This window comes from Pseudoglutamicibacter cumminsii (genome assembly GCF_003143995.1).
GTDB lineage: Bacteria > Actinomycetota > Actinomycetes > Actinomycetales > Micrococcaceae > Pseudoglutamicibacter > Pseudoglutamicibacter cumminsii_B.
Window position 1 is genome coordinate 43,620 of the sequence record NZ_QFWG01000013.1, and the last position, 14,017, is coordinate 57,636.

The 14,017-nt window shown below is 62.3% G+C and carries 11 protein-coding genes; all 11 read right to left on the reverse strand.

The window, feature by feature from the left end; translation table 11 throughout:
- Window positions 1–48 precede the first annotated feature (48 nt).
- Window positions 49–1,344, reverse strand: a complete 1,296-nt coding sequence (locus CAY35_RS08690) for an MFS transporter (RefSeq protein WP_109304225.1) — start codon at window positions 1,342–1,344, stop codon at window positions 49–51.
- Between the two features lie 176 nt (window positions 1,345–1,520).
- Complete coding sequence (locus CAY35_RS08695) at window positions 1,521–2,132, reverse strand: 3-oxoacid CoA-transferase subunit B (RefSeq protein WP_258265725.1); 612 nt, start codon at window positions 2,130–2,132, stop codon at window positions 1,521–1,523.
- Window positions 2,133–2,239: 107 nt separating this feature from the next.
- A complete protein-coding gene (locus CAY35_RS08700; protein WP_109304227.1) occupies window positions 2,240–2,932 on the reverse strand; it encodes a 3-oxoacid CoA-transferase subunit A in 693 nt (230 codons plus the stop codon).
- Window positions 2,933–2,968: 36 nt separating this feature from the next.
- A complete protein-coding gene (locus CAY35_RS08705; RefSeq protein ID WP_181377547.1) occupies window positions 2,969–3,940 on the reverse strand; it encodes a LysR substrate-binding domain-containing protein in 972 nt (323 codons plus the stop codon).
- A gap of 60 nt (window positions 3,941–4,000) precedes the next feature.
- Window positions 4,001–4,906 carry an anchored repeat-type ABC transporter permease subunit gene (locus CAY35_RS08710; protein ID WP_109304229.1) on the reverse strand — a complete coding sequence of 302 codons (906 nt, stop codon included), beginning with the start codon at window positions 4,904–4,906 and terminating at the stop codon, window positions 4,001–4,003.
- On the reverse strand, window positions 4,900–5,424 hold the full coding sequence (locus CAY35_RS09890) for an ATP-binding cassette domain-containing protein (protein ID WP_258265721.1): 525 nt from the start codon (window positions 5,422–5,424) through the stop codon (window positions 4,900–4,902). The genes CAY35_RS08710 and CAY35_RS09890 overlap by 7 nt, the downstream gene beginning before the upstream one ends.
- A complete protein-coding gene (locus tag CAY35_RS09895; protein ID WP_258265722.1) occupies window positions 5,421–5,828 on the reverse strand; it encodes an ATP-binding cassette domain-containing protein in 408 nt (135 codons plus the stop codon). The genes CAY35_RS09890 and CAY35_RS09895 overlap by 4 nt, the downstream gene beginning before the upstream one ends.
- A complete protein-coding gene (locus CAY35_RS08720; protein ID WP_109304230.1) occupies window positions 5,815–6,903 on the reverse strand; it encodes a choice-of-anchor M domain-containing protein in 1,089 nt (362 codons plus the stop codon). The genes CAY35_RS09895 and CAY35_RS08720 overlap by 14 nt, the downstream gene beginning before the upstream one ends.
- A 91-nt stretch (window positions 6,904–6,994) precedes the next feature.
- Window positions 6,995–8,719, reverse strand: a complete 1,725-nt coding sequence (locus CAY35_RS08725; RefSeq protein ID WP_109304231.1) for an anchored repeat ABC transporter, substrate-binding protein — start codon at window positions 8,717–8,719, stop codon at window positions 6,995–6,997.
- Between the two features lie 3 nt (window positions 8,720–8,722).
- A complete protein-coding gene (locus CAY35_RS08730; protein WP_181377548.1) occupies window positions 8,723–10,948 on the reverse strand; it encodes a choice-of-anchor M domain-containing protein in 2,226 nt (741 codons plus the stop codon).
- A gap of 278 nt (window positions 10,949–11,226) precedes the next feature.
- A partial coding sequence (locus CAY35_RS09740; protein ID WP_219930472.1) for a DUF11 domain-containing protein occupies window positions 11,227–14,017 on the reverse strand: 2,791 nt, incomplete at its 5' end.

Consider the following 14,017-nt stretch of genomic DNA (forward strand, 5'->3'; position numbering starts at 1 on the left):
CTTGGTTACGTACCAAGCCGGCCCCGGCGTCGTTGGTTATAAGGGGTTCTAGGTCGTGTCCGGGCCGCGGCGTCGATCCAACGCCATGTAGATCAGCACACCGAACAGCGTGAAAACCGGCCACAAAAGCAGCGGCAACCACAGCCCGGCAACCGTACCCAGGACACCCCCGACAATGCTGCCGATCGGAACCAAACCCCTCGTGAGTGTGCGGCGGAACGCAGAAATACGGCCAAGCAAGCGCTGTTCGACGGTGGTCGCGGCATAGATCTGCGAGGCCACGTTCGTGATGGTCAAGATGAGGCCCCACGCCATCGTGTGAATAATCAGCAACACCACGGCCGCTTGCGGCGCCGCGAACGCGAACAGCGGCAAGGACGCGGCAACACACTGCCCCATACCGCCCCACACGTACAGTTTCCTGACCGGAACTGCATCAGCAATACGGCCCGAGACGAACGATGCCGCAACCCCCGAAACAGCCGCCAAGGAACCAAGAATGCCGTAAAACTCGACACCCAAATCCAAAGTTTGAATGACCAGAATCGATTCAACCGCGGCACCCATCGACAAGCCAGCGTTAGTGAACGCCGAAAGCCACGTCATACCCGCCAACTGACGGTCAGCGACCAAAACCGCCCAGCCATCCTTGACCTGCTCCCAAAACGACTGCTTCGCGGGTACCTGCCCGGCGGTCGGCTCGGCCTCGGCCTCGGCATCCGCGTCGGCTTCCGCGCCGCCATCACCCGACTCCACCCCTGCCTGCGTCGCGCGCGGCCGCGCGATGAACAACGCGAGGACCATCGCGAGCACCGCGAAACCTACAGCGGCGAGCAGCGTCCAGTTAGCGCCCAACATCGTGACGCCGTATGCGACAGCGACCGGTGCAACAAGTGAAGCGATCCGGTCCCACGTAGCGATATTCGCGACCGTCCGGCTGATCTGCCTCTCATGATCCGTAAGGGCCGGAACCGTGGACACCTGCGCGGTCTCCGTCGCGACCGTCACGATACCCATGACGGTCGCGAACGCCAGCAGGAACGGGATGGTTAGATGCCCGCTCGCCGCCACCGCAACAAGCACTGCGGCGAGCGCAACCTTCGCCACGAGGGCGAGCTTCAAGACGCGGACCGCTTCGAAACGGTCAACAAAAACGCCGATGGGGATGCCCAGAATCATGAATGCCACCATGCTCAGCGCATTCAGTAGGCCCATCTGCCACGCGCTCGCGGCGAGGAGGGCAACCGCCACAATCTCAATCCACGGCCCGAACGCCTGCACGAAAAACGCGTCAGTAGCGTTCGAGGCTTTCGCCAACCGCAACCGGCGATTAACCGCACCCATGACAACTCATTTCTGGCAATGGGACCCAGTCAACAGCGCAGCCCCCATGTGACTCACAACACAACATCCTGAATCCTATACGAACAACAACAACGGGGCCGGCTTGGTACGCAACCAAGCGGCCCCGCCGCCGCCTCTCGGGCTAAGTAATCAATCGCTAGCCCATCGAGCGCTAACTATGCTCGCTTGAGTTCGATGTCGAGGGCTTCCTGAAGTTCGTCGAAACTCATCCCGAACGTCTCCAGAACAACCACGCCGTCGTCGGTCAGGTCGAAGATCGCACGGTCCGTGTACACGCGGGAAACACAGCCCGTACCAGTCAACGGGTACGTGCATTCCGGAACCAGCTTCGGCTTGCCGTCCTTGGTGAACAGCGTCATCATGACCAGCACATCCTTCGCGCCGATCGCCAAGTCCATAGCGCCACCCACCGCAGGGATCGCGTCAGGGGCCCCCGTGGACCAGTTCGCCAAGTCGCCGCCACCGGAAACCTGGAACGCCCCCAGAACACACACATCCAGGTGGCCGCCGCGCATCATCGCGAACGAATCCGCGTGATGGAAGAAGCTCGCCCCCGGCAGCTCCGTCACCGGGATCTTGCCGGCGTTGATGAGCTCCTCATCAACCTCATCGTCCTTAGCCGCCGGGCCCATGCCGAGCATCCCGTTCTCCGTATGCAGGGTCACGCCGGAATCAGCATCAAGGTAGTCGGCAACCAGCGTCGGCTGCCCAATGCCGAGGTTCACGAACGAGTGATCCGGGATGTCCCGCGCCACCATCTGCGCCATCTCGGTCTTCTCGAGCGGGCCGCGGTCGGTGTGCTCAACCGTTCCGGCGCCACCAGCGCCGGCCACACCGCCAGCGCCTACGGCTTCATTCTTCACGTTGTCCTGGCTCATGCTGCGGTCTCCTCCTTTGGCAGGGCCGACAAGTCGAGGACGTCGTCGGTGTAAATCTTCGGGGTCACAATGTTCTCTGGGTCCAGCTCGCCCACCTCAACCACGTTGTTGACCTCAACAATCGTGCGGGCTGCTGCCGTCGCCATGACTGGCGCGAAGTTCCGCGCCGTCTTCCGGTACACGAGGTTGCCCATCTTGTCCGCAGTTTCCGCGTGAATCAGCGCCACATCGCCCTTGATCGGGTACTCCAGCACATAGTTACGGCCGTCAATCTCGCGGGTTTCCTTGCCCTCCGCGAGCGGGGTCCCGTAGCTGGTTGGGCAGAAGAAAGCGCCGATGCCCGCACCAGCGGCACGCATACGTTCGGCGAGGTTGCCCTGCGGCACCACCTCAAGCTCGATCTTGCCCGCGCGGTACAGCTCATCGAAAACGTAGGAATCGGACTGGCGTGGGAACGAGCACACCATCTTGCGCACGCGCCCCGCCTGCAGCAGCGCCGCGAGCCCCGTGTAACCGTTACCCGCGTTGTTCGATACAACCGTGAGGTCGCTCGCACCCTGCCCAATCAGCGCGTCAATCAGCGTGACGGGCATACCCGCCATACCGAAACCGCCAATCAGAACAGTCGAACCGTCCTTGATGCCTTCTACTGCGGCGAGCGCGGATTCATGGAACCGTGTCTGTGCCACATCGATCTCCCTTCAGTGAGTCCTACGTAAGTTTGGTTAAGAGTTCAAAACCTTGGTTGCGTCTGCGTCTGCAGTGTCGCCGCCCACCGCGTCGCCCGCCGCCACACCGTCTGCTTCACGGTCGCTTACGACGTCGGTGCTGACTAACGCTTGAATGACGTGCTTGATCACGGGGCTGGATGTTCCGGCGCGGGTTACTAGCGCGAGGTCGGTTGGCAGGGTTCCCGGCACGGTCTTGAACACCACGCCTTGCGGCTGGAGCGCCTGCACGGATTCGGGGATGAACGCGATCCCGGCTCCCGCAGCGACGAGCGCGAGCAGCCCCGCCGTGCCCGGTGCGGTGTGCGCGATGTGCGGCGTGAAGCCTGCGGCATGGCAGCTTGCCACGCCGCGGGCGTTGACGTTGGAACGCGGATCGCCGAAAGCGATGAAGTTTTCGCCCGCGAAGTCTTTGAGCTCAGGGTCGATGTCCGGGGCGGCGAGCGGATGCCCTTCCGGCATCGCGGCCACGAGGCGTTCCGTTCCGAGCGGATACGTTTCCAGCGCCGGGTCCGTTGTGTTGCCGCGCAGGATACCCATGTCGAGGTGGCCGTTGTGGATCTGTTCAAGCTGCGCCGGAGTCAGCAGGTCTGTATGCACTTCGAGCGTGATGTTCGGCAGGGCCTCGGTCACGGCCTGCTTGATGCGGGCGAGCTGAGCGAAACCGGTGGTTCCGGTGAAGCCGATGCGGATAATCCCGGCCGATCCGTTAGCGATGTTGCGCACCCCATCGACCATCGCATCGACATCCGCGAGCACGCGACGGGCCTCCTGATTGAGGTACGCGCCCGCCTCGGTGAGTTCGACCTTGCGCGTGGTGCGGTTCAGCAGGGTGGTGCCGAGCTCTTTTTCAAGCCGGGAGATTGTCTGCGAAAGCACCGGCTGAGCGATGTGGAGCCGCGTTGCGGCCTCGCCGAAATGGAGGGTTTCCGCGACCGCCGTGAAGTACCTCAACGATTTAATGTCCACGGCCACCTCCTTTGATTGCTCTTCTTTAAGAATAGGGAGCAATCAATAGGAGCTGAAATATCAATTTGGCTGGGATTGATAACGCTCGGCAATCAATCGAGGTGCCCGCCGCGCCAACACCTGACGCCGTGCAAACACACCATGCCGCGGCCCGAACAGCCAAGCCAATACAAAGATCAGGGCACACACGAGAACCACGGCGCCGCCCGTCGGCACATCCAGCGACCACGAAACATAGATCCCCACGAACGCACCCAGCACACCGAATCCGGCCGCCGTGAGCATCATTGGAACCATGCGGTCGCACACCATCCGCGCCGCGGCCGCCGGCGTCACGAGCAGCGCGATCACCAGGATGTTACCGATCGTCTGAACGCTCATCACCACCGCGAGCGTCACCACAACCGCCAACACGATGTCCAGCAGCATGACCCGCATGCCGATCGCCGCGGCGTAACCGCGGTCCAGTCCCACCATCATCAGGTCGCGGTGGAACACAGCCAGCACGCCAAGGATCAGAACCGACCCGACCACCGTCGTCACCAGCGCGGAGTCCGGGATACCCGTGAGCGAACCGAACAGGAACGTGCTGAGGCTGCCCGAATAGCCCGGCGCGCGCGACATCACCACGATACCGATCGCGAACATCGTGACCATCAAAATACCGATCACCGTATCCGAGCGCAGCCGCTCATTCTGGCTCAGCACCGCGATCAAAACAGCGGTCACCACGCCGGCGATCAGCCCGCCCCACAACAGCGAACCCTGCAACACGAACGCCACAGCGAGCCCAGGGAAAACGGCGTGCGAAATCGCGTCCCCCATGAACGTCATCCCCCGCAACACCACGTGCGTGCCCACCACCGCGCACACGAGTGCGGAGAATGTCGCAACAACCAGCGCCTTCGGCAGAAACGCGAGCTGCGGGTTGAACAGATCCTGCAGAAAATCCAGCGGCGTCAGCATGAATGCGTCACCCCCTCCGATGCGGTTGTTGCGTTGTACTTGGTCATCGGCACCGGTGTGCTGCCCTCCCGCGCAGTGACCTCTCGCGCTGTCCCGTCCGACGCGGCGGCGCCGGTGAACGCGCCAACTTGCGTTAGCAGCGGCGAGGTTTCGCTGACCTGGAAGGTGCGTTGCCACAGCTTCGGATCGTTGAGGCTACGCGGCGGCCCTTCCGCGATCACGGTACGGTTCAGCAGCGTCACGCGGTCCGCGATGGTGAGGGCGTGGCTGAGGTCGTGGGTAGACATCACGATCGCCGCCCCTTGCCGCGCGAGCTCAACGAACAGTGCGGACAGCTCCTCTTGGGTCGGCATGTCCAGCCCTGTGAACGGTTCGTCCAGCAACAGTACGCTCGGCTCCAAAACCAGCGCGCGAGCGATCATGACCCGCTGCCGCTGACCACCAGACATCTCGGAGATCGGGCGGTCACGCAAGTGCGTCATCGAAACCCGCTCCAACGCGTGAGCAACCCGCTTCATGTGCGAAACACCCAGCCGCCGCCACCGCGAAACCGAACGCACCAGCCAAGCCGCACCACATCGGCCGCCGTCACGGGGAACGTCCAGTCGATATCGTGCCGCTGCGGAACGTAACCCAAACGGCCATCGAGGTTCACGGAACCGCCCGCCAACGGGACGAGCCCCTGCAACGCACGCATCAGCGTCGTCTTACCGGCACCATTCGGGCCCAACAAAACGTGGATCTCCCCCGCGGCGGCGCTGATCGAGGCGCCCTCCAGAACAGGCCGCTGCCCCAGGTTGACGCACACATCGCAACCCTCGAGCACCGTGTTGCCGTGATGCAACGCGTGATGTTCCCGCAACGCCTGCTCATCCGTCAGCGTTTTGCGGGCACTCAGCGCTTTCTTCTCACTCGTTAGCACCGCTGCCCCACACTTCCTCTTCGGTTTCGCGGCGCTTGCGCTGCAGCACCACGCCGACAACCACGCCCACCGCGATCACCACAGCCGCACCGCCGGCCAGCCACCACGCCAACGATGCGCCCGCCGGCTTGTTCTCGCCCGCTTCAGTCGATGCGGCGTCGTCATCGCCGGCCTTGTCGTTCCCGCCCGGAGTCACTGCAGCATCATCGCCGGCCTCATCGCCGGACGCGCCCTTGCTAGCCTCATCACCGGACGCGTCCTTACCGCCGCTGTTGGCTTTCTTCGCGGCCTCGTGCGCCGCATCGGTATCCGTAGCGTCACCTACCGCGAACACCAGTGATGCAGAGGCCGATACCTTCTTGCCTTCGCTATCCTCGGCGGTCATCGTAAGGTCAGCCGTGTACTGGCCTTCCTTCGTGAAAACCCAGTTCGCGTGAGTGTGCGTGTTCTTCTCGATAAAGACGCTGTTGTGTTCGGCGAGGTTCGAGCTGTCAACCAGCACCTGCGGGTCACCGAAGTTGCCCGGCTGCAGGAACAGAGTGAGCTGACCAGGGCCTTCGGCCTTGCTGAACTTCATGGTCACACCACGCTCGGCGTGTTTGATGAGCTCAGGGTCCTGGGTGTTCCAGCCCAGCCACACCACACCGGAGACCTCAACCTGCGGAACAACCCAGGCTTCCTCGCCGCCTTTAGCGCCGGTGAATTCGTAGCCGCTGTCCGGGATCTGCTGCTTGCCGGCGTCGTGCACCTGAATCACAACGTCCTCAAGGTTGCGCCACACCGCAGGCGAGGTGCGGTCATCACGAACCTGCAAAACCCATTCGCCATCCACGCGACGCATCCCCAAGTCAGCGTGCCCCACGTCCATAACAGCTGGCTCGCCCGTGACGGTGCGTTCATCCGATTCGACCGTCTGCTCGAGCGCCGGATCATCCGACGGTTCAGCGTGCGCCACCGAAGCCTGCCCGAACACGCCCACGAAAGCCCCCGCAACAGCGAGAACGAAAGCGAGCGCGCCGGTCAACAAAAGAGCCGACAACCTGCCCGCAGGCTTGAGCGTATGTAACTTCAGCATCGTGAGTGTCCTTATCAGTTCCAGATTTCAGCAGTGTGTAGGGCCGGCCGCCAGCGGTTACCGCCGGCCAACGGTAGGTGAGGCGCCGCGGCTACCGGCCGGGCGCATCGTGATCACCCAGCGGCTTCCCGCCGAGCGAGCGCGCGAGCGAATCCGCGTTGGCGCGCATCAAAAGTTCGTACGTGTTGACGCCAGGGCTGAACGCGTCACCCCAGATCGGCGCGACACCCACCCCAGCCAGCTTCGCGGCGTCCCGCAACGATTGCGCCGTGGTGCCCGCGGTTTGTTCGATGAACACTGACGGGACGTTGAGATCGCGCAAGGTCGCGGCGAGCCTCCGGCGTTCCGCGAGCGAGGGCTCCTGCCCCGGCGAAGGCGAAACCGAACCCGCAACATCCAGCCCGTACCGATTGGCGAGGTACCCGTACGCCTCGTGCGTCGTCACGAGGTTCCGGTTGCGCTGCGGGATGGACTTGATCGAGCGGGCAACGTAATCGTCCACCTCGTCGAGCCGGCTGATGTATGCCGACGCGTTGCTGCGGTAGCGGGATGCGTTGCGTGGGTCTTTCTTGATCACTTGGTCGCGGATCACCTCAACGTAGGCCTGCGCGTTGGTCACGTCATGCCACAGGTGAGGGTCGATCTCGCCGTGCACATGCTTGCCGAGCACCGCTTGCGGCAGCTGATACACGTCAGTTCCCGGGCGGCCGATGAACCTGAACGCCGGATCAGCCGGGATCGGCTGCAACGCTTTCGGCGGCACGTGGACCACCGTGTTCTCCAGCGGAATGTCCTCGGGCTTCGGCTCATCCACGCGCATCACGAGCCGACGGTTCACGATGTCCGCCGTAATGTCCGCATGCCCCTTGCTTACGATGCGGGGCTTAGCCCCCGCGGTCCCCGCCGGCATGTCAGCGGTAGCTTTGTCGGGGCTCACACCAACAGCGATCCGCAACGTCGAGGTCACCGCACCCGACGCGTCGGCGGCTTGGTTGCTGCCCTGTTTGTTGCCGAGCGTCCCGCTCTTTTTGTTACCCAGCGTTCCGCTGGCGGCAGGGGTTGCACGGAACCGCAGCGTGTAGACGCCCGGTTCCGTGAACGCCCACGACATGTGAGTGTGTGCGCCCGGCGGGAGGTTTGTGATGTTGTCGCGCGAGTTTTCCGGCAGCGACGAGTCGAAGACCTTCTCCGGCCGGCCGAACGTTCCCGTCACGAAAGCGAATACCGTGCCCGGCCCGTCGGCTGAAACGAGCCCGAGCCGCGTCGCGTCTCCGCGTTTGGTTCCGGGAGCGAGCTTGGTGCCGGCATCCGCGCTTGTAGTTGCGACCCGCAGTCCGAGCCACACGGCATCCAGCGAACGGGACTCCACCAGCGGGATGATCTCCGCGCCGTACCCCGAGGCTTCCTCGGCGAGCGCGATGTGGGTTGCGTCCGCGCCTTTGTTCGCGTCGATCGCGCGGATGATGGATTGCTCTTCCAGCATGAGGTAGTTCGAGAACGCGAGGTCCGCGAGTGCGATGTCGCGCATCGCTCGCGGGGTCGGCTCGAACGAGTGCGGGTCAGCGCCGTCCGGGACGAGCGCGCTGACGTGGGCGTGTTCCCCGACGACGTTGCGGGCGAGGTCTGCGAGGATCCCGGTGGTCGCTACGATCCGCAGGCCCCCGTTTTCGAGGCCGCGGCTTGTTGTTCCGGGGAGGAAAACAGCCGCAGCGGCGGCTCCCACGGCGAGCGTGATGAACGATCGCCGCGAGAGCCCCCGCTTAGGTGCAGGCTCGGGTGCGGCCTGCTGGCTGTTATCCGTTTGGTGTTGGTTCACGCATTACTCCGCGTTGCGTGCGCGACGGCGAAGCATGAACGCTCCCGCACCGACTGCCGCGAGGAGTCCGCCAACTACGCCGGCGTGTGCGACGTCCGCGCCGGTGCGTGCGAGCGAGCCGCCGCCAGCCTGAGGCAGGGCGCATGGCTTGCCGTCAGCGGTGCGGCCGACGGTGTCCACAACCATGACCTTGCCGCCCTTCTTGAACAGCTGGCCTTTCTTAGCAGACTTCTGGTCTTTCGCGATGCCGGATACGGTCACGGTCGGCTTGGAGCCTTCAGTGCCCGATGCGGAACCAGGGGTAGACGACCCGTTACCTGGCTGTGTGCCTGGCTGCTTGCCCGGCGTTGCCGCACTCGCGGTCGAGTTGAACCAGCGCTGGCCAACGATCTGACCGAAGTTGCCGGAGGTGAAGACCGCAACGTTACCTGGGCCGCTCACGGATTCGAGCGTCCACGTCACAGGGCCCGTGGTGTCCTTGAGGGACGGGTGCATCGTGTTTGCGCCGATCCATGGGACACCTGGGATCTGGGTGGATGGGACCATCCACACGTTGGAGCCTTTCGGTGCAACGAATTCGATGCCGGCTGGTGCTGCGACGCGTGCCGCATCACCGAGTGCGAATGTGATCGAGCTTGGCTCAACCCACGCCGCTGGCTGCTTACGGTCATCCTTGAGCGATGCCTTCAGGGTCTTGCCGTTGAGCTGCGAACCGAGGTCGAAGTGGCCGTTGGTTGCACCCGTGGCGCCTGGTCCTACGTTGAAGCGCAGGGTTGCGCGAGCTGAAGTGGTGCCGCCGCTCTTGAGTGTTGCGCTCTGGCGGATCTGAACCGTGTAGGTGCCCGGCTTGGAGAACACCCAGTTCGGGTGCACGTGGGAGTTAGCGGGAACCGTCGCGCTTCCGTTGACTTGCGACATCGGCAAGAGGCCCGATGCGCCGAGCGCCGAGGTTCCGCCCTTGGTCGCGCTTCCGGTGGTTGCGGAAGTCTTGCCCTGCTGCCCGCCCGAGTTTGCTGCGTCGATTTCCTGCTGGGTCGCCTCGCGGACTTCCTCGACTGGCATGCACTGAGCGGCGCCTGGGGTAGCCGGCGCCTGAGGCGCGGTTACTGCTGGACCTGTGGCACCTTGAGCGACTGGCTTCGATGGTGCTACTGCTTCAGGCTTTTCGGCAGCTGGCTTTTCTGCCGGCTTCTGAGCAGCTGGCTTCTGTGACTCTGGCTTCTGCTTTTCCGGAGCTGGCGCGGGTGCCGGCTTCTTCGGTGCTGGCTTCTTCTTTTCCGGAGCAGGCTTTGGCTTCTCCGGCGCAGGAGCTGGCTTTTCCGGGGCGGGCTTCTCTGGCTGAGGCGCCGGCTTTGGTTTCTCAGGAGCCGGTTTTTCCGGCTGAGGCGCTGGCTTCTCTGGTGCAGGCTGTGGCTTCGGTTCGGCCTTCTTGAAGGCCGTTCCCTTGTGTGCCGACCCCACGGTGAAGTAGTAGGTCTGCTCTTCCGACTCAACAGTGGCGCCGGACTTGCTCGCGGTGCCGCGTGCTTTGACGGTGATCTTGTACAGACCTGGCTTGGTGAATGCCCAGTTCGCGTGGGTGTGAGCTGGGTAGGTTTGTTCGCGCACCGCTCCGGCTTTGAGCTCGGTCGCGCCGTTCTTCAATAGTGGCTCCATCTGGCCGAAGCCGTTAGTGCCGAAGAGGTAGACCTTGCCAGGGCCGCTGACTGCGGTGAACACGAGGTCGATGTGCTTTTCGACCCCGCCTCCCTGGGTTCCGAGGGTGTCCCATCCTGGCCAGAGGAGGTTGTGGTCTTGCGTTTGAGGCAGGAAGTAGCTCTGGCCGGCGCCTGGCCAGCCGTCCGGGATGGTCTGCTTGGCGGCGTCTTTGACGTGCAGTTCGACCTTGGAAGGGTCACGCGGAACATGAGATCCGGTGACGTCTTCCTTCAGGTTGAGTTTGAGGGCGCCGTTGGATGCGGTGACGTTGAACGCGTCTACGTGACCCTTTTCAAGGATCATGTGGTCGGCGGCTGGGGCTGCCGCAGTGTCATTTGCCACTGCGTTATCCGTGGTGGCGGTGATCGCCGATGCGTTGTCTGGAGCATCTGCAGCGTGTGCGGCCGCCACTGGCGTGACTCCCGCAAGCAGCAGGGCAAGTACACCCGAGGTGGCGGCGAGGCGGGCGTTGACGCCCTTGGTCACGTGCTTCTTGGCGCTGAAGGCTGGCTCGGCGGTGGTAACTGGCATGGCGTTGGACGCCAGCGCCTTGTTCCCTAATGGCGGCATGACTGTGCGCTTTCTAATGAGGAGAATACGTCTAACGCTATTGAGACTCATTTGCAATAGCATTCTATTTCTACCACATTCGCTCACCTGCTGCCACGTGGCTGGGCTACTGGGAGGCGCCACTTCCGCTGTGTCTGTGGCGCTTAAACGGGTGCGGGGTCAAAGATCTTTTTGATCTTTGACCCCGCGCCTTGGGAGGGTTAGCGGCTTAGCCGCTTACTTACTCCGTCAGCCATGCCTTAGTGCTCTGTTGCGCGGCGGCGCCACACCAGCATGGCTCCTGCGAGCATCAGCAGCCCTGCCCCTGCACCGATGATGCCGAGCACGTCAGCGCCGGTCTTGGACAGGTCACCTGGTCCTTCTGGCTCTTCTGAACCTTCTGGTGGAGCAGGCGGAACGACTGGAACACAGGCGTCGTTGTTGCCCGGGCCGTCGGAGTCGTTCTCCATGGTGACGTTGTTGAACAGGCCCTTGGCAGGGTTACCTTCGCCCTCGAGTTCACATTCAGCTGCGGCGGCCCAGTCAACACCGGACTTGGCGACGTCACCGATCAGGGTCACGGTGTAGGTCTTAGCCTTGCCAGCCTTGAGCTTGACGCCGTCGGTCACGGTGAACGTTCCATCGACCAGTTCAACTGCCTTGCCGTCGACCTTGGCGCCGGTGACGGTGAAGCCTTCCGGAACACTCGGGGTGTCGATGACAGCCTTCGACGTACCGGCCGCGTCGCCCGCGTTGGAGACCGTCACGGAGTACACCGCCTGCCACGTCTTGCCTTCGGCCGTGGTGACAGACTTAGTGTCTGCGTTCTTCTTGACCTTGAAGATCGGCTCGCCTTCCTTGACAGCTGGAACACAGGCGTCGTTGTTCTCAGGGCCATCGGAGTCACCTTCCATGGAGACCTTGTTGAACAGGCCCTTGGCAGGGTTACCTTCGCCCTCGAGTTCACAATCAGCTGCGGCGGCCCAGTCAACACCGGACTTGGCGACATCGCCAGTCAGGGTCACGGTGAAGGTCTTAGCCTTACCAGCAGCGAGCTTCACGCCCTCGGTCACGGTGAACGATCCATCGACCAGTTCAACTGCCTTGCCGTCGACCTCGGCGCCGGTGACAGTGAAGCCTTCCGGAACGGATGGGGTGTCAGTGACAGCCTGCGACGTGCCAGCGATATCGCCGGTGTTCGAAACGGTCACCGTGTAGGTGGCCTTCCAGGTCTTGCCTTCAGAAGTCACGACAGACGTGGTGTCTGCATCCTTCTTTACAGCAAAGGATGGGTCCTTACCGGCCGGGTTGCAGGCGTCGTTGTTCTCAGGACCATCAGAATCGTCTTCCATGGTCACCTTGTTGAACAGACCCTTATCCGGGTTGCCCTCACCGGTGACATCACATTCACCGACAGCGACCCAGTCAGCCTTACCAGCCTCATAGGTACCCGACAGAACAACCTCAAAGACCTTGTCCTTACCGGCAGCCAGCTTCACACCATCAGTCACCGTGAAGGTGCCGTCAGTGATCTCAACAGCTTCGCCATCAACGGTCGCACCGGTGACAGTGAAGCCCTCAGGTACCGAAGGGGTGTCAGTCACGGCCTTCGACGTACCAGCGACCTCGCCATCATTAGTGACGGTGACGGTGTAAGCGGAAGTCCACTCACCATCAGCTGCCTTAGCGCCAGCCTCGGCAGAATCCTTCTTCACCGAGAACTTTGGATCCTTCGACACCGGGTTGCAAGCATCATTGTTCTCAAGGCCATCGGAATCATCTTCCATGGCCACCTTGTTGAACAGACCCTTCGCAGGGTTGCCTTCACCCTCGAGCTCACACTCACCAACAGCGACCCAGTCAACAGAAGCTGCGTCGTAGGTACCAGAGAGAACAACCTCAAACACCTTGTCCTTACCGGCAGCCAGCTTCACACCATCCGTCACCGTAAAGGTGCCGTCAGTGATCTCAACAGCTTCGCCGTCCACGGTCGCGCCCTCAAGCTTGAAGCCCTCAGGAACCGATGGAATATCGGTCACAGCCTTCGACGTACCAGCGATCTCACCGTCATTGGTGACGGTCACGGTGTAAGCAGAGGTCCACTCACCTTCGGTTGCGGTGGCACCAGCTTCGGCGGAGTCTTTCTTCACCTTGAAGACAGGATCCTTCGACACCGGGTTGCAAGCGTCGTTGCTCTCAGGACCATCGGAATCATCTTCCATGGCCACCTTGTTGAACAGACCCTTCGCAGGGTTGCCTTCACCCTCGAGCTCACACTCACCAACAGCGACCCAGTCAACAGAAGCTGCGTCGTAGGTACCAGAGAGAACAACCTCAAACACCTTGTCCTTACCGGCAGCCAGCTTCACACCATCCGTCACCGTAAAGGTGCCGTCAGTGATCTCAACAGCTTCGCCGTCCACGGTCGCGCCCTCAAGCGTGAAGCCTTCCGGAACCGATGGAATATCGGTGACAGCCTTCGACGTACCAGCGATCTCACCATCGTTAGTGACGGTCACGGTGTAAGCAGAGGTCCACTCACCGTTCTCAGCCTTAGCGCCAGCCTGAGCCGAGTCCTTCTTCACCGAGAACTTTGGATCCTTCGACACCGGGTTGCAAGCATCATTGTTCTCAAGGCCATCGTAATCATCTTCCATGGCCACCTTGTTGAACAGACCCTTCGCAGGGTTGCCTTCACCGGTGATGTCGCATTCGCCGACCGCTACCCAGTCAACAGAAGCTGCGTCGTAGGTACCAGAGAGAACAACCTCAAACACCTTGTCCTTACCAGCGGCGAGCTTCACACCATCCGTAATCGTGAAGGAACCATCAACCAGCTCGACGGTCTCACCGTCAACCTTGGCGCCGGTGACCTTGAAGCCTTCTGGTACCGAAGGAGTATCGGTCACGGCCTTCGACGTACCCGCAACCTCACCATCATTAGTGACAGTCACGGTGTAAGCAGAGCTCCACTCACCGTTCTCAGCCTTAGCGCCAGCCTCGGCAGAGTCCTTCTTCACCGAGAACTTTGGATCCTTCGAAACCGGGTTA

Bases quoted from the DNA above. Each gene is read 5' to 3' on its own strand.
- CAY35_RS08720 (WP_109304230.1), bottom strand. From the start codon at position 6,903: ATGCTGAAGTTACATACGCTCAAGCCTGCGGGCAGGTTGTCGGCTCTT.
- CAY35_RS08710 (WP_109304229.1), bottom strand. From the start codon at position 4,906: ATGCTGACGCCGCTGGATTTTCTGCAGGATCTGTTCAACCCGCAGCTC.
- CAY35_RS08730 (WP_181377548.1), bottom strand. From the start codon at position 10,948: ATGCCAGTTACCACCGCCGAGCCAGCCTTCAGCGCCAAGAAGCACGTG.
- CAY35_RS08690 (WP_109304225.1), bottom strand. From the start codon at position 1,344: ATGGGTGCGGTTAATCGCCGGTTGCGGTTGGCGAAAGCCTCGAACGCT.
- CAY35_RS09890 (WP_258265721.1), bottom strand. From the start codon at position 5,424: ATGAAGCGGGTTGCTCACGCGTTGGAGCGGGTTTCGATGACGCACTTG.
- CAY35_RS08695 (WP_258265725.1), bottom strand. From the start codon at position 2,132: ATGGCGCAGATGGTGGCGCGGGACATCCCGGATCACTCGTTCGTGAAC.